Origin of the sequence: Streptomyces sp. NPDC051214 (assembly GCF_040682375.1) — a bacterium.
Lineage (GTDB): Bacteria > Actinomycetota > Actinomycetes > Streptomycetales > Streptomycetaceae > Streptomyces.
In genome coordinates this window covers 304,279-327,608 of record NZ_JBFBAT010000006.1, presented here as the reverse complement: position 1 = coordinate 327,608, position 23,330 = coordinate 304,279, and the positions used below count along the sequence as shown (strand labels likewise).

The following is a 23,330-nucleotide window of genomic DNA, read 5'->3' as shown; positions in this document are numbered from 1 at the left end:
CACGGGCACACGGCTCCACCTGGAGGTACCGGCATGACCAGCATTCCCACCCGCCGTCTCGGTGCACTGACCGTCTCGGCGCAGGGGCTCGGTTGCATGGGGATGAGCCACGCGTACGGCGCATCGGACGACGCGCAGTCGATCGCGACGCTCCACCGCGCCCTCGACCTCGGCGTCACCCTGCTCGACACGTCCGACTTCTACGGCGAGGGGCACAACGAAGAGCTGATCGGCCGCGCGCTGGCCGGCCGCCGCGAGCAGGCCGTCGTCGCCACCAAGTTCGGCTTCGCCAACCGCCTCGGCGAGCCGACACGGATCAGGGGCGACGCGGCCTACGTACGACAGGCGTGCGACGCCTCGCTGCGGCGGCTCGGGGTCGACCACATCGACCTGTACTACCTGCACCGCGTCGACCAGGACGTGCCCATCGAGGAGACCGTCGGCGCGATGGCCGAGCTCGTCGAGGCCGGGAAGGTGGGTCACCTCGGGCTCTCCGAGGCGAGCGCCCAGACGATCCGTCGGGCGCACGCGGTGCATCCGATCGCCGCGCTGCAGAGCGAGTGGTCGCTGTGGACGCGGGACCTGGAGGCGGAGATCGCGCCGGTCTGCCGCGAACTCGGCGTCGGCATCGTGCCGTTCTCGCCGCTCGGCCGCGGTTTCCTGACCGGGCGCTACACCTCGGTCACCGGTCTTGAGGAAGGGGACATGCGGCGCAAGCAGCCGCGGTTCGCCGACGGGAACCTGGAGCGCAACCTGCCCATCGTCGCCGCCCTCAACACGCTGGCCGATGAGAAGGGCGTCACCGCCGGGCAGCTCGCCCTGGCCTGGGTCCAGCACCGCGGCGACGACGTGGTGCCGATCCCGGGCACGCGCCGGGAGAAGTACCTCACGGAGAACCTGGGCGCGCTGGCCGTCGAGCTCTCCGCCGAGGAGCTCGCGGCCATCGACGCGGCGGCGCCGGCGGGTGCGGTCGCCGGGACGCGGTACGACGAGAACAGTCTCGGATTCGTCGACAAGTAGACATCCCGGGGAGTGGGCCGGGAGCGGCGGCCGCGTAGCCTGCGGGCATGCCCTTTCCGGATGAAGCAGCCACGCACGACGGCACGCGACACGGCGTGCCGGACGTGCTGGCGTACCTGGCCGGGACCTGGCAGGTGGAACGGACGGCGCGGGATCTGGCGGGCGACGCGGAGGGGTACTTCTCGGGCACGACGGTGTTCACCCCGTCCGACGACGGCGGCCTCTTGCACCACGAGTCCGGCACGTTCACCTGGCGCGGCACTCCCCGCCCCGCCGAGCGCACCCTCCGCTTCGTGCCGGGCGACGACCCGGGCACCGCGCACGTCCGGTTCGCCGACGGCCGCCCCTTCCACGACCTGGACCTGCGCACCGGCAGCCACACGGCCGACCACCCGTGCGCGCTCGACCTCTACCGCGGCGATTTCGAGGTGGACGACGAGGACCACTGGCGAACGCGGTGGCGAGTCGCGGGCCCCGCAAAGGACTTGATCCTCACCACCGCGTACACGCGTAAGGCGCTCACTGCAGGCCCAGCTCCATCCACTTCGACGGGTCCTCGAGAGCGCTGAACCCGATCTTCTCGTACACCTCGTGCGCATCTGCCGTGGCCAGCAGGATGCGCCGCAGGCCGCACGGCGCCAGGTGGTCCCGGACGGCGGCCACGAGCGCGCTCCCGAGGCCCTTGCCGCGGACCGTACGGTCGACGTACACGTCACAGAGCCAGGCGAAGGTCGCGTGGTCCGTGACCACACGGGCGTACGCGACCTGCTTACCGGAAGCCGCTTCGTAGACCCCGAAGTTGAGCGATCCGGCGATTGCCCGGTCCTGCTTCTCGCGGGTTCTTCCCATGGCCCAGTACGCGTCCGTGGAGAGCCACTGATGCACGCGGGCGGCGTCGAGCCGGGCCGCGTCGGTGGACATCTCGTATCCGGCGGGGAGCGTGTGGTGTGCGTCGGTCATGGCCGCAAGCCTCGCAGCCGCCCCGCCGGGCCCCCTCAGCGGGAGGCCCCCCACACCTCGTCACACGCCCCCCGCAGCCTCCGTACCCCCTCCGCGATCTCGCCGACCCCCGCGACCGCCGCGAAGCTCAGGCGTACGTACGCCGCCGGGGGTTCGGCCGCGAAGTAGGGGCGGCCGGGGGCCACCGCGACGCCCGCGCGTAGTGCCGCTCCCGCCAGGGCCGCCTCGTCCGTGCCGTCGGGCAGGCGCAGCCACAGGAGGTAGCCGCCCGCGGGGATGTGCGGCAGGGCGAGTTCGGGCAGGTGGAGGCGCAGCGCCGCGGCCATCGTGTCCCTGCGGTCCTTCAACTCTCCTGCCACGTTGCGCAGATGGCGCGGCCAGGCCGGGGAACCGACCAGTTCGAGCGCCGCCTCCTGAAGCGGTCGCGGCACGAAGAAGTGGTCGACGACCTGGATCGCGCGCAGCCGTTCGAGGACCGGTCCGCGCGCGGCGAGCGCGCTCACGCGGAAGCTCGGCGACGTGGCCTTGGTGAGCGAGCAGACGTGCACGACGACCCCGTCGGGGTCGTCGGACTGCAGGGGCCTGGGCAGTGGCCCCGCGTCCTCGTGGACGAGACGGCGCACGAAGTCGTCCTCGATGACGAAGGCCCCGGCCTCACGCGCGATCCGCAGCACCTCCGGGCGGCGCTCGGCCGAGAGCACCGCCCCCGTCGGGTTCTGGAACAGCGGCTGGCAGACGAAGACCCGCGCCCCCGTGGCCTTGAACGCCGCGGCGAGCAGGTCGGGACGTACACCGTCGATGTCCACCGGCACCGGTACCGGCCGCAGCCCCGCGGCGCGGGCGATGGCCAGCATGCCGGGGTAGGTCGGCGACTCGACCAGGACGGGCGCGCCGGGCGGGGCGAGCGCCCGCAGTGCCGTGGTGAGCCCGCTCTGACCGCCCGCGGTGATCAGCACCTCGGCGGCCGTGATGGCGCCGCCGATCCCCCGCGCGAACCACTCCCGCAGCTCGGGCAGGCCGTCGATCGGCGGCCTCCCCCACGCGCCGGGCCGCCGCCCCGCCCGAGCGAGGGCCGCCGCCATGGCGCGCTCAGGCTGCAGCGAGGGGTGCAGATAGCCGCCGTTGAACTCGATGACGCCGTGCGAGGGCGCCGCGAGCGTGACCAGGACCCCGGAGGCGTCCACCGCGCGCGGCACCAGCTCCGTCGCCGCGTCGGCGCTCAGCGACACCTCCTGCCAGGAGGTGTCGCCCGTCGGCGCCGCGGCGGCCTGCGGTTCGGCGCGGAAGACTCCGGCGCCGGGCCGGGTGACGACCAGGCCCTCCGCGGCCAGTTGTCCCAGGGCCCGCGACACGGTCACCGGGCTCACCCTGAACCGCTCGACCAGCGCCCGGCTCGACGGCAGCTTTCCACCTGGAGAGTAGCGGTCCAGCTCGTCTCGCAACCGTTTGGCCAACTCAGCGACACTGCTACTCTCGTGCATGACAGCACAGGATAGCGCTACTCGCCCGAACCGGATAGCGGTCACCACGACCGCGATCTCCCAGAACGGCTCACGCCGCAGCGGCACCGTCATGGCCGCGCTCGGCGTCACCGCCTTCTCGCTCACCTTCCCCGCCACCGCCTGGGGCCTCGAGGGCATCGGCCCCTGGTCGTTCGTGGCCCTGCGCTGCGTCCTGAGCGCGGTCATCGCGGGCGGCGCCCTGCTCGCCCTGCGCATCCCGCTGCCCGCCCGCCGCCACTGGGCCGGGCTCGCGGTCGTGGCCGCCGGCGTCGTCGTCGGCTTCCCGCTGCTCACCACGCTCGCCCTGCAGACCTCCACCACCGCCCACGCGGCCGTCGTCGTCGGCCTGCTCCCGCTGACCACCGCCGTGTTCTCGGCGCTGCGCACCGGGGCCCGCCCCTCGCGGACGTTCTGGACGGCGGCCCTCGCCGGCGCGGCGGCGGTGATCGCGTTCACGGTCCAGCAGAGCGGCGGCGCCCTCTCGACGGCCGACCTCTACCTCTTCGCCTCGCTCCTCATCTGCGCGGCCGGCTACACCGAGGGCGGGCGCCTGGCCCGCGAGATGCCGGGCTGGCAGGTCATCGGCTGGGCGCTGGTCGGCTGCCTGCCGCTCGCCGTGATCGGCGCCGCCTTCGCCCTACAGCACGAGTCCTTCCAGCTCACCGGGCACAGCACCGCGGGACTGCTCTATGCCGCCATCGGCTCGCAGTTCCTCGGCCTGGTCGTCTGGTACCGGGGCATGGCCGCGATCGGCGTGCCCAAGGCCAGCCAGCTCCAGCTGGCGCAGCCGCTGCTCACGCTGGTCTGGTCGGTGTTCCTGCTCGGCGAGCACCTCACCCCGGCCGCGCCACTGACCGCCGCTGCCGTCCTCGTGTGCATCGCGGTGACCCAACGGGCGCGCGGCTAGACACCGACAGCCGGGGCCCAAGGTCCCGCCACCGGACGTAGACTTGCGGCCACGGAAAGCAACCGCAGGGTGGGACGAGGAGGTCGCTCCAGATGCGTGCAACCGTAGGCGACGAGCTGGTGCTGCACGGCAGGACCGTCGGGCAGCACGACCGGATCGCACGGGTCGTCGAGGTGCTCGGCGCGAACGGCGGCCCGCCGTATCGCGTCCGCTTCGACGACGGCCACGAGACGCTGCTGTCACCGGGCCCCGACACCGTCGTACGGCACCAGGACCCGGCCTCATAACGTCCGGCGACGGACCCGACCGGCGTCAGCGGGGTGGCTTGGCCGGCTTTTGGTAGTGGTCGGCCACCACGCGCGCCATCGCGCCGATCTTGTCCACGCCCACTTCCTTCGCCGAGAAGTACACATGGCCGCGGGCCTGCGGGAACCCCTTGGCGTACGTGAGGTGGCGGGACAGCTCGGCGGGGTCCTGCCAGGCGGCGGGCTGTGCGGGGTCGCCCGCCTTGTAGAGGGCCTCCCCCACGTACAGGCGCACGCCCGTGTCCTTCACGACATCGGCCCACCAGGGCAGCAGCTTGCCGTAGTCCGCCACGGTGAAGCCGATGTTCCAGTACAGCTGCGGGCAGATGTAGTCGAGCCAGCCCTTCTTGACCCAGCCGCGGGTGTCGGCGTGCAGGTTGTCGTAGGTCTGCACCCCGGCCTGGGTGTCCGAACCGAGCGGATCGGTCGAGGCGTTGCGCCAGACCCCGAACGGGCTGATCCCGAACTGCGCGCGCCCCCGCACCTTCTTCACGCGCGTCGCCATCTCCCGCACCAGACGGTCGATGTTGTCGCGCCGCCAGGCGGCCCGGTCCGGGAAACCGCCGCCGTAGCGCGCGAAGGCGTCGTCGTCGTCGAAGACCTGCCCGGCGACCGGATACGGGTAGAAGTAGTCGTCCCAGTGCACCGCGTCGATGGCGTAATGGCGCAGGGCGTCGAGCATCGCGTCCTGGACGAAGCGGCGCACCTCGGGCAGGCCGGGGTTGTAGTAGAGCTTCCCGCCGTACGGCACGACCCAGTCGGGGTGCAGTCGCGCGGGGTGTGTCGGGACGAGCCGCGAGGGGTCCGTGTGGTTGGCGATACGGAAGGGGTTGAACCACGCGTGCAGTTCAAGTCCCCTGCGGTGCGCCTCGGCCACGGCGGTGCCCAGCGGGTCCCAGCCGGGGTGCTTGCCCTGCACGCCGGTGAGGCACTCCGCCCATGGTTCGTACGGGGAGGGCCACAAGGCGTCGGCGGTGGGCCGCACTTGGAAGATCACGGCGTTCAGCCGACGCCGTACGGCCGTGTCGAGGTGTCCGATCAGCTCCGCGCGCTGCTCGGCCACCGTGAGTCCGGGCTTGGAGGGCCAGTCGCGGTTGGCGACGGTCGCCAGCCACATGCCCCGCAGCTCGCGGCGCGAGGGGGCCTTCCCGGGCACGGCGGCCGCGTCCCCCGCGGCTGTGAGCCCCGCCACCATCGCGGCTGCCGCAATCGTGAAACCTCGGCGTGACATACGCCTCATCCGCTCGCCCCCTGGCCTGCATATCCGCCGGAACCGCTGCTTGTACCGGACAGCATGCCCGACCCGGCACGTCATGCACCGTAGGTTCGGCGGTAACGTTCACCGCTGGGGCAGACACCGCAACCGTACGGGGGACTGCCCGCCCGTTGATCAGCGAAAGGCACGAGGTGACCGACTCTATGCCCGACATCGCACGCGTCGGAGTAGTGGGCTGTGGCCAGATGGGCGCCGGGATCGCGGAGGTCTGCGCCCGCTCCGGACTGGATGTGATGGTCGCGGAGACCACCGGCGAGGCTCTGGAGATCGGCCGCACCCGGCTCTACAACTCTCTCTCCAAGGCCGCCGAACGCGGCAAGATCTCGGAGGAGGAGCGGGACGAGACGCTCGCCCGCCTCAGCTTCACGACCGACCTCGGGGAGTTCTCCGACCGCGACCTCGTCATCGAGGCGGTCGTCGAGAACGAGGCCGTCAAGACCGAGATCTTCCAGGTGCTCGACCAGGTGGTGACCCGGCAGGACGCGATCCTCGCCTCCAACACCTCGTCCATCCCGCTGGTCAAGCTGGCCGTCGCGACGTCCCGCCCCGACGCGGTCATCGGCATCCACTTCTTCAACCCGGCACCGGTGCAGCAGCTCGTCGAGCTGATCCCCGCGCTCACGACGTCCGAAGGGACGATCAGCCGCGCGCAGTCCATGGTCGAGAAGGTGCTCGGCAAGCACGCGATCCGCGCCCAGGACCGCTCGGGCTTCGTGGTCAACGCCCTGCTCATCCCGTATCTGCTCTCCGCGATCCGGATGTTCGAGTCGGGCATCGCCAGCCGCGAGGACATCGACAACGGCATGGAGATGGGCTGCGCCCACCCGATGGGCCCGCTCAAGCTCGCGGACCTGATCGGTCTCGACACCGTCGCCTCGGTCGCCGACAGCATGTACGCCGAGTACAAGGAGCCGCTGTACGCCGCTCCCCCGCTGCTCCAGCGGATGGTGGACGCGGGCCGGCTCGGCCGCAAGTCCGGCTCGGGCTTCTACCCGTACGGCTGACGCGGCTCACACCTGCACCCGGCACTTCGCACCGCAAGCGGGCCCGGCACTCGATCGAGTGCCGGGCCCGCGGCGTTCACACACCGTGTGCGTCATGGGCTCGCATATGCCCTTCGCACACTCTCCCGCCCCGGCCACCAGGCGAGTTGACTTTCCGTGCGTAGCAGGGGGATCGACAGCTACAGAGAGGAGCGGACCAGTGACCGCCGACCCCGAGCATCGCGTGGTCCCGCACGAACTCGCCGAGTTACGCCGCAGCTTGGACGTGGGCCTGACCCGCGTCGACGGACAGCTGGCGTTGCTCACCCAACACGACGAACAAAGCGTCAAGAACCAGGATGAATTGACCGTAAGGATCACCGCACTCGAGCACACACGATGGCCGCTGCCCGCCCTGCTCGCCTTGACGGCGGTCGGTGCGCTCGCCGTGGCGATCTGGCAGGCCATCGGCCGTTAGTGCGCGTCCTGGCCCAGACGCAGGTGGTGCAGGAGGAGTAGTGCCGCCGCCATGTTGGCGGCGGGTACTTCTCCGCGGGCCACCATGTCAGGGACGAGTTTGAGTGGGACCCATTCACGGCGGTCGGACTCGAAGTCGTCCTCGGGATGACCGATGTAGGTGCACTCGTCGGACCAGTAGATGTGGTGTCTGGCATCGGTGAGCCCATTGGACGGCTCGACACTGAGCAGGTGTCGTAACGGGCCCGGCCGCCAGCCGGTCTCCTCCTCCATTTCCCGGGCGGCCGCGTACGCGAGATCCTCCCCGTCCTCGACGACTCCGGCCGCGAGTTCCCAGCCCCAGCTGTCGGTGATGAAGCGGTGGCGCCAAAGCAGCAGCACCTCGTTGGCCTCATTGACGACGGTGGCCACGGCGACGGGCCGCAGCCGTATCAGGAAGTGATCGAGGTGCCGGCCGTCGGGCAGCTCCACATCTGCCAGATTGACCGTGAACCATCGATTTCCATACACAGTTTGTTCGCTTTGTTTCGTCCACTGCACGGTTCTGCCACCTTCCGCCGAGTAGATGGCAATATCGCAGCAGGAGGAGATTCAGAGCAGTGGTGCACCCTTCAGGTCACAGCGGAACGCGCAGCGCCCCGTCGATGAGTTCGGCCGCCTCGGCCGTGCCCGCGCAGTCGCTGCGGACCAGATGTTCCCGCACGGCCCGCAGCCGGTCGCGCAGCCGTTGAGACTCCATCCCCCGTGCCTGTTCCGCCATTTCCACCGCCGTGGCCACGGCCTCGTCGGTGTTCCCCTGGCGCAGTTCGATCTGGCTGAGCATGGCGAGCCGATGGACCCGGCCCCTGTCATGTGCCGGAGTGTCCACCGCCGCGGCCGCGTGTTCGTACGCCCCCGAGAGGTCGCCGAGGCTGAGCAGCGCCTCCGCCACTTGTACGTTGACGAGTCCGGGCTGGACATAGCCGGTTTCGTCCGGCTCACGTCCACGCCGGATGCGATCCGCCGCGACCTCCGCACGCCGGATGCACGACAGCGCGCTGCTGCCGTCGCCCAGGTGTGCGTACGACTTGGCCTGCATGGCGTAGAGATCGGAGGCCAGGGCCGGGGTCAGCTCGCGCCCCGCGGCGCGCAGCGCGGCCTCCGCGAAGGCCACCGCCTGGCGGTACTCGCGCATGAACAGCGACTGGTTGACGAGGAGCGCGATGACGTAGGCGCCGAGCCCCCTGTCCCCGCTGGCCTTCGCCAGGCGCAGGGCCTGGTGGAAGTAGCGCTGGGCCAGGCCGTGTGCGTCCGAGTCATAGGCACAGATGCCCGCGATGGCCACCAACCCGCCGGTGGATCTGTGCAGTTGGCGCCCTGTCTCGTCCGTGTAGCTGCCGCGCAGCAGCGGCGCGGCCTCGGCGTTGAGGAAACCGACGATGCGAGTGCGGGTCGCGATGCCGCCGGTCTTGCGGTACATCTGCTCGTAGTGGGCGCGGGCCGCGCGCATCATGTCGATGTCGGCCGTGCTCACCGGATGTCTGCCGCCACGCGAGACGTCCACGTCCTCGGGCGGGTTCTCCCACTCCCAGACCGGCATCACCGCGGGTGTTCCCGTGACCGCGGGGGCGCCGAGGAGGTGCGGGCGCTGCTGTTCGTCCGAGCGCCACAAGGCCGTGGCCCGCTCCACGAACCCGGAGAGCGTCGAGGCCATGGAGTGGTGCCCGACGGCCGGCAGGCCCGGCACGCCGAGGCCGATGTCGTCGAGGGTGACGGTGCGCTGGAGCCGCCCCGCGAGTACCTCGCAGATCAGGTCGGGCACCTGGCCTCGTGGGCGCTGGCCTTTCAACCACCGTGACACGGCAGTGTGTTCGTACCGCAGGGCGAGGCCACGCCTCCTCCCCGCCTGATTGACGTGGGCAGCCAGGCCCGCGTGAGAGATTCCCGCCTCGTCGAGGATCGCGTCGAGCAGGGTATTGGGCTGCATGGAGGCCCTCCGGTGGCTCGGTGTGGCCAGCGTAGTAGAGGTGACTTCACACGGGGTGTGAACGGAACGCCCGAATCCGGGGGGTGTGCGCTCTGCCGTCGCCACTCCCGTCACGCTTGACTGAGATTCCTCACAAGGAGGCCGGCCGGGCCGTCGGCTCCCCCTCGAAAAGTACGGCGGCCCACACCGGCGCCGCCCGCCCCGCCGTCTGCCCGACACCTACAGGCGGGGCCGGGCGGCGCAAGGCCGGCGGAGGTTGACGGTGCGTCACGTCATGGTGCTCTGCCGACGCACCGTCTCCCCCTGCTGGACCGGCACCCGGCGGCGGTCGTTCCGCAGGACCAGGAGCGCGGCGTCGTCGGTGGGCAACCGCCCCGCGTGGCGCGCGAGTTGGGCGTACACCGTGCGGATCACCGTCTGGGGCGCGACCGGCGGGACCCGCACCGCTTCGGTGAGCGCCGCCTGGAGCGGGAAGAACCGTCCGGCCGCGTCCCGCGCGTCCTCCATGCCGTCCGTGTGCAGGGCGAGCGCCTCCCCGGAAAGGAGCGGCCCGCAGTGCAGCAGAGGCAGGTCGGCGGGGAGCGGGAAGGGCCCGAGCGGCGGCAGCGGATCCCCGTCGGCGACGAGCTCGGCGTGCCCGTTCAGGCGGTAGGGCCAGGGGTGACCGCAGTTGAGCGCGGTCAGCTCGCCCTCCGGGCCGATCTCCATCAGCAGTACGGTGACGAACTCCTCGGCCGCCGGACTCTCCGGCGCAGGAGCGCCGTTCGCCGGGTGCTCGGCCCGCGCACGCTCCCGCAGATGCCGACCCAGGGAGCGCTCCAACTTCCGCAGCACGTGCGCCAGTTCGGCCTCCTCGTGGGCCGCCTCGCGGAAGCTGCCGAGCACCGCGGCGGCCGTACCGACGGCGGTCAGGCCGTGTCCGCGCACATCACCCATGACCACCCGCACGCCGTGATCGGTGGCCATCACCTCGTACAGATCCCCGCCGACGGAGGCGCCGCGCGACGCGGAGACCCGCCCGGCCGCGACCGTGAGGCCCTCGACGCGCGGCGGCAGCGGGCGCAGCAGGACGTTCTGTGCGGCGCCCGCGACCTCCCGCAGCTGGCGCAACTCCCGCAGCAGCGTGCCGCGGGCCTGCAATATCAGACCGGTGCCGACCGCGAAGAAGACCGCGCTGGTGACGATCCGGGCCCCCAGGCCGTTCTGCTGGGCGAGCGGGCACACGAGTTTGTACGTGATGGCGGCCGCGCCCCACACCGCGGGAAGACCGAGCGTGAGGACGCGCCGGACGCGCGGCGGATCCACCCTGGACCCCTTCGTCCCGGCCTTCGCCCGGAGCCCGGCCCGGTTCCTCGCCCGGAGCAGCGCCCGGCGAGGATCTCCAGCCCTGATACGGATCATGCCGACGGCCCCCCTACGGCCCTGTTCAGCGTGCGGACCGCGCAGGCCGTACAGATCAAGGCCCTGCGGCCGCACCGATTCTGTCGACCGTATGAGCCGATCGGACCATGGAGGGCTGGCTAGTCACTCAAACGAGTGAAGGGCGCACCCGGAGACCCGGATACGCCCTTCTTTGCGCCTCTTGTGCGCCTGGCGGCGACTACTGGCGGTGACTACGCTCCGCGCAGCACCGCGCCGGTCCGCTCGGCCGCCAGGGCGACGGCCGCGTCCCGGGCCGCGGAGGCCTCGTCGACGGTCAGCGTGCGGTCGGCCGCGCGGAAGCGCAGCGCGTACGCCAGGGACTTCTTGCCCTCGCCGATCTGCTCGCCCTCGAAGACGTCGAACAGCCGGATGGACTCCAGGAGTTCACCCGCGCCCTCGCGCAGCACCTTCTCCACGTCGGCGGCGGGCACGCCCCTGTCGACGACGAGCGCGACATCCTGCGTGGCGACCGGGAAGGTGGAGATCTTCGGGCCCTGCGGGACACCGGTGCTCGCCTCCTCCAGACGGTCCAGGTCAAGCTCCATCGCGCAGGCGCGCGCGGGCAGCGAGAGTGCCTTGACCACGCGCGGGTGCAGCTCGCCCGCGTGCCCGATGACCTGCTCCGCTCCGTCGATCACGACGGCGAGCTCGGCACACCGGCCCGGGTGCCACGGGCCGTACTGCCCCTGGCGCACGAGCAGTTCGGTGCCCGCCTCGGCGGCCAGGACACGGGCGGCCTGGACCGCGTCGGCCCACTCGGACGGCCGGCCCTTGCCCCACCAGCCGGCCTGCTCGCGGGCGCCCGCGAGCACGACGGCGGCGTGCCGCGGCTGCACGGGGAGCGCCTCGGTCAGGGAGGCGATCTCCTCGTCCGTGGGACGGCGGTCGACGGGCAGCCGGACCGCGACGCGGGCTTCGTCACGGGGCTGGAAGACCAGACCCGTCTCGAAGAGCGCCAGGTCGTGGCTGCCGCGGCCTTCGTTGCGGCGCAGCGCGCCGAGCAGCCCCGGAAGCAGCGTCGTACGAAGAGCGGGCTCCTCGTCGGAGAGCGGGTTGACCAGCTTGACGACCCGGCGCTTGGGGTCGCCGGGCTCCAGGCCCAGCTGGTCGAAGACCTGCTCGCCGATGAAGGGGTAGTTCGGCGCCTCGACGAAGCCGCTGCCGGCGAGGGCGCGGCCGATGCGGCGGTGCAGGCGCTGCCGGCCGGTCAGGCCGCGGCCCGCGGGGGGCTTGGGCAGCGTCGAGGGGAGGTTCTCGTACCCCTCGAGGCGGATGACCTCTTCGGCGAGGTCGTTCGGCTCGACGAGGTCGGGACGCCAGGACGGCACGGTGACGGTCAGGGCGTCCTGGCCGTACACGTCACAGCCGACCTCCTGGAGGCGGCGCACGACGGTCTCGCGGCCGTACTCCACGCCGGCGACCTTGTCCGGGTGATCGGCGGGCATGGCGATCGTGTGCGGCGCGGAGGGCGCGATGACCTCGGTGACGCCGGCCTCGGCGGTGCCGCCCGCGAGCAGCACGAGGAGATCCACCGTGCGCTGCGCGGCGGCGGACGCGGCCTGCGGGTCGACGCCGCGCTCGAAGCGCTTGGCCGCCTCGGAGGGCAGCTTGTGGCGCCGGGCCGTGCGGGCGATGGAGATCGCGTCGAAGTGCGCGGCCTCGATGACGACGTCGGTGGTGCCCGCCGACTCTTCGTGGTCGGCGATCTCGGTGTTCGCGCCGCCCATGACGCCCGCGAGACCGATCGGGCCGCGGTCGTCGGTGATGACCAGGTCCTCGGCGTCGAGGACGCGCTTGGTGCCGTCGAGCGTCGTGAACTTCTCGCCCTGCTCGGCACGGCGCACGCCGATCGTGCCCTGGATGCGGGAGCGGTCGTAGGCGTGCAGGGGCTGGCCGAGCTCCAGCATCACGTAGTTGGTGATGTCGACGGCGAGCGAGATCGGGCGCATGCCCGCCTTCTGCAGGCGGCGCTGCAGCCAGATCGGCGACCGGGCCTCGGGCTTCAGGCCCGTGACCGTGCGCGCGGTGAAACGGTCGCAGCCGCGCGGGTCGGAGATCTTGACCGGGTAGCCGACGGCGTTCGGCGCGGGCACGTCCAGGAGCGCCGGGTCGCGCAGCGGAAGGCCGTAGGCGATGGCGGCCTCGCGGGCGACACCGCGCATCGAGAGCGCGTATCCGCGGTCGGGCGTGACGGCGATGTCCAGGACCTCGTCCACCAGCTCGAGCAGCTTGATCGCGTCGGTGCCGGCCTCGTGCTCGGGCGGCAGGACGATGATGCCGCCGCTGCCGTCGTCACCCATGCCCAGCTCGTCGCCGGAGCAGATCATGCCGTGCGACGTCCTGCCGTACGTCTTGCGGGCGGCGATCTTGAAGTCGCCGGGCAGGACGGCGCCCGGGAGGACGACGACGACCTTGTCGCCGACCGCGAAGTTGCGCGCGCCGCAGACGATCTCCTGCGGCTCGCCCGTGCCGTTGGCCTGACCGACGTCGACCGTGCAGAAACGGATGGGCTTCTTGAAGCCCTCGAGCTCCTCGATGGTGAGGACCTTGCCGACGACCAGCGGGCCGGTCAGGCCGGCCCCGGTCCGCTCGACGGTCTCGACCTCGAGGCCGACCTCGATCAGCTTGGCCTGTACGTCACGGCCGGTCTCGGAGGCGGGGAGATCGACGTACTCCCGCAGCCAGGAAAGCGGGACCCGCATCAGATCTCCATCCCGAAGGGCCGGGTGAACCGGACGTCACCCTCGACCATGTCTCGCATGTCTTCGACGTTGTGGCGGAACATCAGCATCCGTTCGATGCCGAACCCGAAGGCGAATCCGCTGTACTTCTGGGGGTCGACGCCGCAGGCGGTGAGCACCTTCGGGTTGACCATGCCGCAGCCGCCCAGCTCGATCCAGCCCTCGCTGCCGCAGGTGCGGCAGGGGCGGTCGGGGTTGCCCACGGACTCGCCACGGCAGACGTAGCAGACCATGTCCATCTCGGCGGACGGCTCGGTGAACGGGAAGTAGTTCGGGCGCAGGCGGGTCTTCATGTCCGCGCCGAAGAGCGACTGGACCATGTGGTCCAGGGTGCCCTTGAGGTCGGCCATGGTCAGGCCCTCGTCCACGGCGAGCAGCTCGATCTGGTGGAAGACCGGGGTGTGCGTCGCGTCCAGCTCGTCCGTGCGGTACACGCGGCCGGGGCAGACGATGTAGACGGGCGGCTCACGGCGTTCGAGCAGGGCGCGGGCCTGCACGGGCGAGGTGTGCGTGCGCAGCACGACACCGGACTCGTCACCCACGGCACCCTCGGGGCCCTGGACGAAGAACGTGTCCTGCATCTGCCGGGCCGGGTGGTCCGGGGTGAAGTTCAGGGCGTCGAAGTTGAACCACTCCGCCTCGACCTCGGGGCCCTCCGCGATCTCGTAGCCCATCGCGACGAAGACGTCGGCGACACGCTCCATGAACGTGGTCAGCGGGTGCCTGGCACCGGCCGGGACGCGGTCGTACGGCAGCGTGACGTCCACTGCCTCCTCGACGAGCACCCGGGCGTCGCGCTCGGCCTCCAGCTCGGTCTGGCGGGCGGCGAGCGCCTTGCTGACCGCGCCGCGCGCCATGCCGACGCGCTTGCCGGCCTCGGCCTTGGCCTGCGGGGGCAGCGCGCCGATCTCGCGGTTGGCGAGGGCCAGCGGCGAGGTGCCGCCGGTGTGCGCGACCTTGGCCTCCTGGAGCTTTTCGAGGTCGCCGGCGGCGGCGAAGGCGGCGAGCGCCTCGTCCCGCATGCGCTCGATCTCTTCAGGTTTCAGTGCCTCGACCTCAACAGGGTCGTACGACTTGTTCGGTGCCGACATCTCTTCCCGTGCTTCCGGTTGGCTGGTGATGGTCCCCGTCTACGACTCGGAGACGAATCGTCCACAGATCAGGGACGCAAACGTGCCAAGGATCGAGTCTAACGGGGGTGACGCGGGTGAATGAGCCCGCGGGCCGTGCTCAGGCGGATCAGAGGTGATCAGTGGTGACCGGGGAAGGTCACAGGAGATACGCCGGAGTGCCCACGGGCAACGTAAATCGGAACTGGGCGCCGCCGCCGGGCGCGCGGCCGACGGTGATCGTCCCGCCGTGCGCTTCCACGATGCCCTTCACGATGTACAAGCCCAGTCCCGTCCCGCCGCGCTTGCTGCCCCGCCAGAAGCGGGTGAAGACGCGGCCCATCGATTCCTCCGGAATGCCGGTCCCCTCGTCGCTCACGGTCACGGCCGTCTCGGCCCCGCCCCGCTCGCGCGGGGACGATGAGGGTGCCACGTCGATGGTGACGGTTCCCTCGCCGTGCCGCACGGCATTTTCCAGCAGGTTGCTGAGCACCTGGTCGATCTTGTCCGGGTCGGCCCAGAGATCGGGCATCGGCTGCTCGATCCGGACCAGGAAGCGCTCCGCGTCCTGGCCGGAGGCGACATGGGCCTGGATGTGGCGGCCCACGGCGGCGCCGATGTCCACGGGCTGCCGGCGCAGTTCGAGGCGGCCGGAGTCGATGCGGGAGATGTCGAGGAGTTCGGCGATGAGCCGCGTGACGCGGTTGGCGTCGGCGTCCACCGTCTCCAGCATCAGCTTCTTCTGGTCGTCGGTGAAGCGCTCCCACTTGGCGAGCAGCGTCGCGGTGAAGCCCTTCACGGAGGTGAGGGGCGAGCGGAGCTCGTGGGCGACGGTGGCGATCAGCTCCGCGTGGCTGCGCTCGGTGCGGCGGCGGGCCTCGGTGTCGCGGATGGAGACGACCACGCGGCGGACGGGGCCGGTGGGCGCGGTGCGCACGTAGCGCGCGGAGACGAGGACCTCACGCCCGCCGGGGAGCAGCAGATTGCGCTCGGGCTGGGCGAAGCGGGTGGCGAGGCCGCCGTACGGGTCGGTCAGCTGCCACCAGCGGCGGCCTTCGAGGTCCTCTAACGGAAGCGCTCGTTCCAGTGGGGCGCCCAGTGCCTCGTCGGCGTCCACCGCGGTGATCCGCGCGGCCGCGGCGTTGAAGCAGATGACGTGGCCCGTCTCGTCCGCGACCACGAGGCCGTCGGGCAGGTCGTCCGGGTCGACACCGAGGCCGCCGAGGTCACCGAGGGCGCCATGGTCCGCGCGAGTGGACAGGATGTCCTGTACTCCCGGTGATCCGCTCGTGCCGATGCTCATTCCCCGTACCCCACCTCTCGGACCGGCGCAGGAGGCCTCCGAGCCCGTCACCCTACTAGCTGGGGGTGACGGAACGGCACCCTCCAGCCGCACGCTGTGCACGGGCGGACGCATAGAGGCACACGGCCGCGGCCGTCGCGAGGTTGAGGCTTTCGGCTCTGCCGTGGATCGGAACGCGCACCACGGCGTCGGCGAGTGCGCGGGTCTCCTCCGGGAGCCCCCAGGCCTCGTTGCCGAAGACCCAGGCGGACGGCGTGCCCATGGTGCCCTTGTCCAGCTCGTCGTCGAGGTCGTCCTGACCTGCTCCGTCGGCGGCGAGGATGCGTACGCCCGCGTCCTTCAGCCCCTGCACGGCCCGCTCCACGGGTACGCCGACGGCGACCGGCAGATGGAACAGCGAACCGACCGACGCGCGCACGCACTTGGGGTTGTAGAGGTCCACGGAGGCGTCCGTCAGGACGACGGCGTCGGCCCCCGCCGCGTCGGCACAGCGCAGCACGGTGCCGGCGTTCCCGGGGTCACGGACGTGCGCGAGGACGGCGACCAGCTTCGGCCTGGCGGCCAGGATGCCGTCGAAGGAGGTGTCCAGGAACCGGCAGACACCGACGAGCCCCTGCGGCGTGACCGTCGTGGAGATGTCGGCGATGACGTCCTCGTCGGCGAGGTGCACCCGGGCGCCCGCGGCACGGGCCTCCCCCACGATGTCGGCGTACCGCTCGGCGGCCTCGACGGTGGCGAACAGCTCGACGAGCGTGTCCGGATGCGCTGCCCCCTCCCGCACGGCCTGCGGCCCCTCGGCGAGAAACAGCTGCTCCTTCCCCCGGAAGTTCCGCTTGGCGAGCCGCCGTGCGGCGCTGACGCGGGGGGACTTGGGGGAGATCAACTCAGGGGCGGCGGTCATGAACTCACCTTCGGGAGATATGCGAGGGCCCCGTCAAGGGCCCCCGCCAGGGGCGCGGGGAACTGCGCGACCAGCCGAGACGGACCCGCTGACGGCAGCGGTCAGGCGCCGGCAGACGAGTGGCCGAACAACGTCGGACCCGTAAGCCAGGCGGCTTACGGGTCCGAACGTCACGCTGGATGAGCGGCGGGCGTCAGGCCGCCTTCGGGGCGTTGACGTCCGAAGGCAGAGCCTTCTGGGCAACCTCGACGAGCGCCGCGAAGGCGTTCGCGTCGTTGACGGCGAGCTCCGCCAGGATCTTGCGGTCCACCTCGATGTTGGCGGCCTTCAGACCCTGGATGAGGCGGTTGTACGTCATGCCGTTCTGGCGGGCAGCGGCGTTGATGCGCTGGATCCACAGCTGACGGAAGTCGCCCTTGCGCTTCTTGCGGTCGTTGTAGTTGTAGACCAGGGAGTGGGTGACCTGCTCCTTGGCCTTGCGGTACAGGCGCGAACGCTGGCCGCGGTAGCCGCTGGCCGCTTCGAGGATCGCCCGACGCTTCTTGTGGGCGTTGACTGCCCGCTTGACGCGTGCCACTTGTTAACTCCTTGTAGCGGGGCCGTGGTTGGACTCACACGACCCGGTATCGATTGGGTCCCGGTCAGAGTTCAGGCGCGGTGTGCGCCCGGACTCACTTGCCGAGAAGCTTCTTGATCTTCTTGGCGTCGCCCGGGGCCATCTCGGCGTTGCCAGAGAGGCGACGCGTCAGACGGGACGACTTGTGCTCGAGCAGGTGGCGCTTGCCGGCGCGCTCGCGGAGCACCTTGCCGGAGCCGGTGATCTTGAAGCGCTTGCTGGCACCGCTGTGCGTCTTGTTCTTCGGCATAGCGCCGTTCTCTCCTCGTCAGTGGCACTCGGATGCCCGGTCGTGAAACCGGGCATCCGGGAACCGTATGTGTCAGTTGGCGATCCCCGGACTCGCGTCCCGGGATCAGGCCTCGGCAGGAGCCTCGGCAGGGGCCTCGGCAGGAGCTTCGGCGGCAGCCTCGGCAGGAGCCTCTGCGGGCTCCTCCCCCTCGGCGGAGTTCTGCGAGCGACCCGGGTTGGCCTTCGCGTCCGCCTTGCGGACCGCCTGGGCCTCGCGAGCCTCGGCCATGGCTTCGGTCTTCTTCTTGTGCGGACCGAGGACCATGATCATGTTTCGGCCGTCCTGCTTCGGGTTCGACTCGATGAACCCGAGGTCTTCGACGTCGTTCGCGAGACGCTGCAGCAGTCGGTAGCCGAGTTCCGGCCTGGACTGCTCGCGACCACGGAACATGATCGTGATCTTGACCTTGTCGCCCTGCTTGAGGAACCGGACGACGTGACCCTTCTTGGTGTCATAGTCGTGCGGGTCGATCTTCGGCCGGAGCTTCATCTCCTTGATGACCGTGTGCGCCTGGTTCTTGCGCGCCTCACGGGCCTTCATGGCCGACTCGTACTTGAACTTCCCGTAGTCCATGAGCTTGCACACGGGCGGACGGGCGGTCGCCGCCACCTCGACCAGGTCGAGGTCGTACTCCTGTGCCAGTTCAAGGGCCTTGGCAAGCGGAACAATCCCGACCTGCTCGCCGCTGGGACCGACAAGTCGCACCTCGGGAACGCGAATCCGGTCGTTGATGCGGGGCTCGGCGCTGATGGATCCTCCTCGGTAGCACCACGCGGCGGTCTGGCGGACAGCCGCGTTACGTCTGTTATCTCGACCAACCGAGTGAGTACACAAAAAATGCCCCAACCGATCACAGGAAGGGGCTCCATTACTACCGGAGCACCTCCGCGATGACCGCGGGGCGCATCTCGGGCCTGCCGTAGTCTCGGGGACTGCGGCCGCCTGACCGGTGACCCGCCGCTCTGGGAGCAGCAAGGTGGGAAGCGGAGCCTCCACTTGTGGGCCGGGTCTCTGCGTGGCACGCGAGTGTCCGGCCGGTCGTTACACAAGGTTAGCAGCTCCGCGGGGGTGGGGCTAACCAACGGCGCCCACGGGCTGCCGCGGACTCCCGCGGACCGCGCCGGGCGGGGCTCCGCTTATCGTGTGGGACATGAGCGACGCGACCCCCACCCCCGAGTCCGCGGCCCCCGGGCCCGACTCCCCCGACTTCGACACCCTCACCCGTGACATCGCGGACGTCCCCGCGGTCGAGGTGATCACCACGGTCGCCGTCCACCTGATGAGCGCGGCGGCCGTGAACCTCGGTCTCGCCGAGGGCGGCGAGGGCCACAAGGACCTCGACGAGGCCCGCAAGCTGATCCACTCGCTCGCCGGCCTGATGGACGCGAGCGCCACGGAGATCTCCTCGTTCCACGCGGCCCCGCTGCGCGACGGCCTGAAGTCGCTGCAGCTGGCCTTCCGCGAGGCGTCCGAGGTTCCGGACGAGCCGGGTCAGGGTCCGGGCGAGAAGTACACGGGCCCGGTCTTCGGCTGAGCGATCACGTGGGACACGTGCGTCACTGACGTACGTAGAAGGGCTCGCCCGGTGGCGTCGCCTCGGCCGGCAGCAGTGCCAGGTCGAGGCCGCTGACCAGGCGGGCCCTCAGTGTTTCGTCGGCCGCGATGTGCCGGGCGACGCGCTGGGCGGCTTCGGCGGGGTCCGCCGACGGGTCGAGGATGAGCGCGAGGGTGCCGTCCGCGCTGCCCGCCCCGAGGTAGGCGCGCAGGACCGCGGGCTCGGCGGCGACGGACGCGCGCACGGCGGCCGTGACGGCGGGGTCGGAGAGCGGGTCCGGGGTGTGGCGGCCTTCGGAGAGGGCGATCAGGGCGGGCCGGTTGATCTCGTAGGCGACGGGTCCCGCGAGGTCGAGGACGATCGTGTCGGCCTGCTCGTGCGCGGCGGCCTGGAGCGCCTGGTGCAGGGGGACGGCGACGGGCCTGGCCGCCGGGTCCCACCGGGCGAGGGACTCGGTCGACGTGAACGCGGGCAGGGCCTTGCGGTCGCCCGCCTTGAGGGTGGGCACCGCCATGTCGCTGGACTTCTCGCGGCGCAGGCCGTTCTCGTCCTCCTCGACCTCGCCCAGCACGGCGACCACGGGGACGAGCAGCCGGGCTCCGGTCAGCGCCTCCAGGACGGGGCCGTGGGCCGTGCGGTCCTCGGCCCACGCGGTCAGGGCCGCGGTGAGCCGGGGATCGGCGGAGCCGTCGTCGTCGGAGAAGCCGGGGTCGGGGATGTTCTTGTTCGCCACGGTCACGAGCCTATCGACCGCGCGCCCGGCCCTATCGGGCGGTGCCGGGGCGGGCTCCCCTGCGGCCACGCCACAGATACACGGCAGCGCCGAGCAGAACGACACCGAAGCCGCCCGCCACCGGCCCCACCCAGCCGGCAGGTCCGTCGTCGCCCTGGTCCGTGTCCGGGCCGGGGCCGAAGTACTTCTTTCCGTACGTCGCCGATTCCAGACCCTCGGGCTTCTTCTTGCCGCCCTCGGCGATCGCGGCCGCCGGGTCGATGAAGCCGAAGCCGCGTGAGTCGTCGCGGCCACCGCTCGGCACGTCGCGGGCGGTGGCCACCAGGAGCTGCTTGATCTGGGCCGGGGTCAGGCCGGGGTGGGCGGCGCGGACGAGGGCGACGGCGCCGGAGACGAACGCCGAGGCGGCGCTGGTGCCCCAGCCCTCGTAGTACTCCCGGTCAGGGTCGGCGATGACGATGTCCTTGCCGGGGGCGCTGACCGTGGCGTACCAGCGGCGGGTGGAGAAGGAGGCGCGCTCGCCGCTCTCGTCGACGGCGGTGGCGGCGATGACGCCGGGGTAGGCCGCGGGGTACGAGATGTGGTCGCCGCGCTCGCCGCCGTTGCCCGCGGACGCGACGACGACGATGCCCTTCTTCAGGGCGTACTGGACGGCTGCGTCCTCGGCGGGCTCCGGGTGCGCGGACTTGGAGTCGTCGCCCAGGGAGAGGTTGATGACGTCGGCGCCGTGGTCGGTGGCCCAGCGGATGCCGTCGGCGAGGGCGTTGCCCCGGGTGTTGCGGGCCTTCGAGCGGTCCGGGTCCCCGTCCTCGAGGATCACGCGGATCGGCAGGATCTTGGCCTCAGGCGCGATGCCGACCACGCCGTCCTCGCGGCCCGCGCCGTGTCCGTGGCCCGCGATGATGCCGGCCATGGCGGTGCCGTGCCGGGCCCAGGGGCGGTCGCCCTTCTTCGCACCGAAGCCGACCATGTCCTTTCCTTCGAGGACGCTGCCGGCCAGGTCGGGGTGTTCGCCGTCTATGCCGGTGTCCAGGACGGCGACCGTGATGCCCTTGCCCTTGGTCGTCTGCCAGGCCTGGCTGGTGTGCATGGCGTCGAGGGCCCACTGCTGCGCTCGTATGCCGTCGTCGGCGTGGGCGGTGGCGGGCAGCAAGGCGAGTGCGGCGGTGAGGGCGGCGACGACCGGGCGGCGAATTCTCATGAGGACTTCTCCGTGGCCGCGATGGTCTTGCGCAGGCGCCGCTCCACGCGGTCGGCGATGCCCTGCGCCTCGTGCCCGAGGCCCGCCTGGGCGGGGGCGGAGGTGGCGGACGTCTTCATGGCCTCTTCGGCGGGCTCGGGTTCGGTGAGCGTGCGGCCGTCGGCGAAGCCGGAGACGGAGAAGGCGACGACGGGGGCGTCCGGGAGCACGGAGACGGTCCAGGAGGCGCGCTGGGCGTCGCCGAAGTCCGCGGCCGGGGTGCCCTTGGCGGCGTACGGCCGTGGCATCAGGTCGGGGCGCCGGTCGAGGCCTTCCTCCGTGAAGCGGGTGCGCAGCGAGCGCATCGCGTCGGCGTCCGCCTTGGTGAACAGCAGGCCCACGGTGGTGACATGGCTGCGGGTGGCGTCCGTGTACGTGGCGCGCAGCAGCCGCAGGCAGCCCGCGGGGGCCAAGGCCTTGCGCAGGAGCGGGTCGAAGGCGCTCTTGCAGTGCGCGTCGGGGGCCACGGCGACGCGGGTCCAGGTGCGGTCGGCTCCGCCGGGGCCCGCGCCCTCTCCCTTGATGGTGGCCGGGAAGAGCTGGTCGACGGGCACGCTGTGCCAGAGCTCGCCCGCAGCGGCGTACGTGGTGCGCGTGGTGGCCGTTCCTTCGGAGCCGCCGGTCAGCCAACTGCCGGTCGCCGCGCCGCCGATGAGGCCGAGGCCGAGCACGACGCAGGCAGCGGCGGCGGTCACGCGGGGCTGAGCCCAGGTGCGGACAGGGCGCAGCCGCGTGGTGCTGTCGTCGTACATCGCGGGCCGCGCGAACGACACGAAGGGCCGCCCCGCTCCGGGACCGGGCGTCAGATCGACGGCACCGACCGCGCGGCGGGCGGCGGCGGTTCGGGGGGAGGGAGCGGGTGGGGGTGGGGATATGGGTGCGGCGACGGGATCGGTTGCCGGCCGCGACGGTTGCCCTGATATGCCCGCGGTCGCCGCGTCCGGCGGCGCCACCGAAGGCATAGGCGGCCGAAGCCGATACTCCACGGCGCGCCGCTCCTGCGCCGTGTGCGGGGCGCCGATGCGCGGCGGGGGCTGGGCGAGGTCCGGGGCGGGGTCGGCGGTGTGCGCCGCCGACGGCGGCGTTACGTCGGGGAGCGGGCGGAGCCGGTAGTCCGCGGCGTGCCGCTCCTGCGCCGTGTCCGGGGCGCCGATGTGCGGCGGGGGCGTATCGGAGGCCGGGGCAGGGTCGGCGGCGTGCGCCGGTGTCCCGGTCGTCGCCGACGGCGGCGGTGTGTCCGGGAGCGGACGGAGGCGGTACTCCGCGGTGTGCTGCGCCCCCGCCGCGTCCGCGGCGCCGACGTGCGGCGGGGCGGCAGGGGGCGGCGGGGGCTGGGCGAGGTCCGGGGCAGGGTCGGCGGTGTGCGCCGGTGTCCCGCTCGTCGCCGACGGCGGCGGTGCGTCGGGAAGCGGACGGAGCCGGTACTCCTCCGTGTCCGAGGCGCCGACGTGCGGCGGGGTGGCAGGGGGCGGCGGAGGTTGGGCGGGGTCCGGGGCAGGGTCAGCGGTACGCGCCGGTGTCGTGGCCGACGGCGGCGGCGCGTCGGGGAAGCGCGCGGACGCGGGCGGCGGAGGTGGAGAGTCCTGTGTCTCCGCCTCGTCGGCGCCTCGCCGCAACTCGTCAGCGGCGTCGTCCGCGCTGTCGGGCTCCGAGGACGATCGTGTCGAGCGGGCGAGCCGGCTTCTCGCGGCGTCACGCGCTGCCAGGTCGTCCGGTTCGTCCGTCTGTCCCGCGGCGGGCCGCGTCTCGTCCGGCGACGTCGAAGGTCGCGGCAGCCGTACCCGGTCGAAGGGGGCGAGCAAATCTCCGAGGAGGGAGTCCTGGTCGTCGTCGGAGTCGGACGGCTCGGGATCCGCCGGGGACGGACTCAGGTCGGGAAAGCGGGCCGATGGAGCGGGCGGCGGCATCGACGCGGGCGGGCCCGGCGGCGGGGGTGGAGCCGTGGGACGTGGCGGGACCGGGGCCCGTCGCGCTTCCGTGCTCATGCACCCCCCGTTTCCTCGCTCTTCTGCGCGTAACTCT

The 23,330-nt window shown here is 71.8% G+C and carries 23 protein-coding genes; 7 read left to right on the top strand and 16 right to left on the bottom strand.

The features are described from left to right. Positions 1-33: 33 nt before the first annotated feature. Both AB0M70_RS18090 and AB0M70_RS18085 read left to right on the top strand, forming a co-directional pair. Positions 34-1,020, top strand: coding sequence for an aldo/keto reductase (locus tag AB0M70_RS18090; RefSeq protein ID WP_365820949.1), 987 nt, complete (start codon positions 34-36; stop codon positions 1,018-1,020). A 47-nt stretch (positions 1,021-1,067) separates the two neighbouring features. Then, entirely contained in the window at positions 1,068-1,589 is a 522-nt protein-coding gene (locus AB0M70_RS18085) for a DUF6314 family protein (protein WP_365820948.1), read from the top strand. On the opposite strand, the gene AB0M70_RS18080 is transcribed toward AB0M70_RS18085, so the two are convergent. Together AB0M70_RS18080 and AB0M70_RS18075 are read right to left on the bottom strand one after the other, a co-directional pair. Continuing rightward, positions 1,540-1,980 (bottom strand): GNAT family N-acetyltransferase, encoded by a 441-nt coding sequence (locus AB0M70_RS18080; protein WP_365820947.1) that lies wholly within the window; start codon positions 1,978-1,980, stop codon positions 1,540-1,542. The genes AB0M70_RS18085 and AB0M70_RS18080 overlap by 50 nt on opposite strands. A gap of 35 nt (positions 1,981-2,015) precedes the next feature. Next, entirely contained in the window at positions 2,016-3,461 is a 1,446-nt protein-coding gene (locus tag AB0M70_RS18075) for a PLP-dependent aminotransferase family protein (RefSeq protein ID WP_365820946.1), read from the bottom strand. Between AB0M70_RS18075 and AB0M70_RS18070 the strand changes: the two genes are divergently transcribed. Beyond that, the gene (locus AB0M70_RS18070) at positions 3,460-4,389 is read left to right on the top strand and encodes a DMT family transporter (protein WP_365820945.1); all 930 of its coding nucleotides are present in this window, start codon (positions 3,460-3,462) and stop codon (positions 4,387-4,389) included. The two genes, AB0M70_RS18075 and AB0M70_RS18070, sit on opposite strands and share 2 nt — an antisense overlap. Positions 4,390-4,481: 92 nt before the next feature. After that, entirely contained in the window at positions 4,482-4,676 is a 195-nt protein-coding gene (locus AB0M70_RS18065) for a DUF1918 domain-containing protein (RefSeq protein ID WP_365820944.1), read from the top strand. A 25-nt stretch (positions 4,677-4,701) separates the two neighbouring features. Here the strand turns inward: AB0M70_RS18065 and AB0M70_RS18060 are convergent, their stop codons facing one another. Beyond that, positions 4,702-5,934, bottom strand: a complete 1,233-nt coding sequence (locus AB0M70_RS18060; protein WP_365820943.1) for a family 10 glycosylhydrolase — start codon at positions 5,932-5,934, stop codon at positions 4,702-4,704. Between the two features lie 179 nt (positions 5,935-6,113). Between AB0M70_RS18060 and AB0M70_RS18055 the strand changes: the two genes are divergently transcribed. Both AB0M70_RS18055 and AB0M70_RS18050 read left to right on the top strand, forming a co-directional pair. Beyond that, positions 6,114-6,974, top strand: coding sequence for a 3-hydroxybutyryl-CoA dehydrogenase (locus tag AB0M70_RS18055; protein ID WP_363210927.1), 861 nt, complete (start codon positions 6,114-6,116; stop codon positions 6,972-6,974). Between the two features lie 199 nt (positions 6,975-7,173). Then, entirely contained in the window at positions 7,174-7,431 is a 258-nt protein-coding gene (locus AB0M70_RS18050; protein ID WP_365820942.1) for a hypothetical protein, read from the top strand. Here AB0M70_RS18050 and AB0M70_RS18045 read toward each other — a convergent pair. The 10 genes from AB0M70_RS18045 to infC form a co-directional block, all read right to left on the bottom strand. Then, positions 7,428-7,970, bottom strand: coding sequence for an NUDIX hydrolase (locus tag AB0M70_RS18045; RefSeq protein ID WP_365820941.1), 543 nt, complete (start codon positions 7,968-7,970; stop codon positions 7,428-7,430). The genes AB0M70_RS18050 and AB0M70_RS18045 overlap by 4 nt on opposite strands. A 76-nt stretch (positions 7,971-8,046) precedes the next feature. Further along, the gene (locus AB0M70_RS18040; RefSeq protein WP_365820940.1) at positions 8,047-9,396 is read right to left on the bottom strand and encodes a transcriptional regulator; all 1,350 of its coding nucleotides are present in this window, start codon (positions 9,394-9,396) and stop codon (positions 8,047-8,049) included. A gap of 267 nt (positions 9,397-9,663) precedes the next feature. Further along, complete coding sequence (locus tag AB0M70_RS18035; RefSeq protein ID WP_365821142.1) at positions 9,664-10,653, bottom strand: PP2C family protein-serine/threonine phosphatase; 990 nt, start codon at positions 10,651-10,653, stop codon at positions 9,664-9,666. Between the two features lie 356 nt (positions 10,654-11,009). Further along, complete coding sequence (pheT, locus tag AB0M70_RS18030; protein WP_365820939.1) at positions 11,010-13,520, bottom strand: phenylalanine--tRNA ligase subunit beta; 2,511 nt, start codon at positions 13,518-13,520, stop codon at positions 11,010-11,012. Continuing rightward, positions 13,520-14,650 (bottom strand): phenylalanine--tRNA ligase subunit alpha, encoded by a 1,131-nt coding sequence (gene pheS / locus AB0M70_RS18025; protein ID WP_365820938.1) that lies wholly within the window; start codon positions 14,648-14,650, stop codon positions 13,520-13,522. The genes pheT and pheS overlap by 1 nt, the downstream gene beginning before the upstream one ends. A gap of 178 nt (positions 14,651-14,828) precedes the next feature. Further along, complete coding sequence (locus AB0M70_RS18020) at positions 14,829-15,971, bottom strand: ATP-binding protein (RefSeq protein ID WP_365820937.1); 1,143 nt, start codon at positions 15,969-15,971, stop codon at positions 14,829-14,831. A 55-nt stretch (positions 15,972-16,026) separates the two neighbouring features. After that, a complete protein-coding gene (locus AB0M70_RS18015) occupies positions 16,027-16,872 on the bottom strand; it encodes an RNA methyltransferase (protein WP_365820935.1) in 846 nt (281 codons plus the stop codon). 193 nt (positions 16,873-17,065) lie between these two features. Then, entirely contained in the window at positions 17,066-17,449 is a 384-nt protein-coding gene (gene rplT / locus AB0M70_RS18010) for a 50S ribosomal protein L20 (protein WP_003970214.1), read from the bottom strand. Positions 17,450-17,543: 94 nt separating this feature from the next. Beyond that, a complete protein-coding gene (rpmI, locus tag AB0M70_RS18005) occupies positions 17,544-17,738 on the bottom strand; it encodes a 50S ribosomal protein L35 (protein ID WP_135330421.1) in 195 nt (64 codons plus the stop codon). 105 nt (positions 17,739-17,843) lie between these two features. After that, positions 17,844-18,530, bottom strand: coding sequence for a translation initiation factor IF-3 (gene infC, locus AB0M70_RS18000; RefSeq protein ID WP_365821141.1), 687 nt, complete (start codon positions 18,528-18,530; stop codon positions 17,844-17,846). A gap of 400 nt (positions 18,531-18,930) precedes the next feature. On the opposite strand from infC, the gene AB0M70_RS17995 reads away from it, so the two are divergent. Beyond that, complete coding sequence (locus tag AB0M70_RS17995) at positions 18,931-19,314, top strand: DUF1844 domain-containing protein (protein ID WP_363210919.1); 384 nt, start codon at positions 18,931-18,933, stop codon at positions 19,312-19,314. A gap of 22 nt (positions 19,315-19,336) precedes the next feature. On the opposite strand, the gene AB0M70_RS17990 is transcribed toward AB0M70_RS17995, so the two are convergent. The 3 genes from AB0M70_RS17990 to AB0M70_RS17980 are packed head-to-tail and all read right to left on the bottom strand — an operon-like array spanning position 19,337 to position 23,293. After that, positions 19,337-20,068 (bottom strand): SseB family protein, encoded by a 732-nt coding sequence (locus tag AB0M70_RS17990; RefSeq protein ID WP_365820934.1) that lies wholly within the window; start codon positions 20,066-20,068, stop codon positions 19,337-19,339. A gap of 31 nt (positions 20,069-20,099) precedes the next feature. Continuing rightward, positions 20,100-21,269, bottom strand: coding sequence for a type VII secretion-associated serine protease mycosin (gene mycP, locus AB0M70_RS17985; protein WP_365820933.1), 1,170 nt, complete (start codon positions 21,267-21,269; stop codon positions 20,100-20,102). Beyond that, entirely contained in the window at positions 21,266-23,293 is a 2,028-nt protein-coding gene (locus AB0M70_RS17980; protein WP_365820932.1) for a hypothetical protein, read from the bottom strand. The genes mycP and AB0M70_RS17980 overlap by 4 nt, the downstream gene beginning before the upstream one ends. Positions 23,294-23,330: the final 37 nt, after the last annotated feature.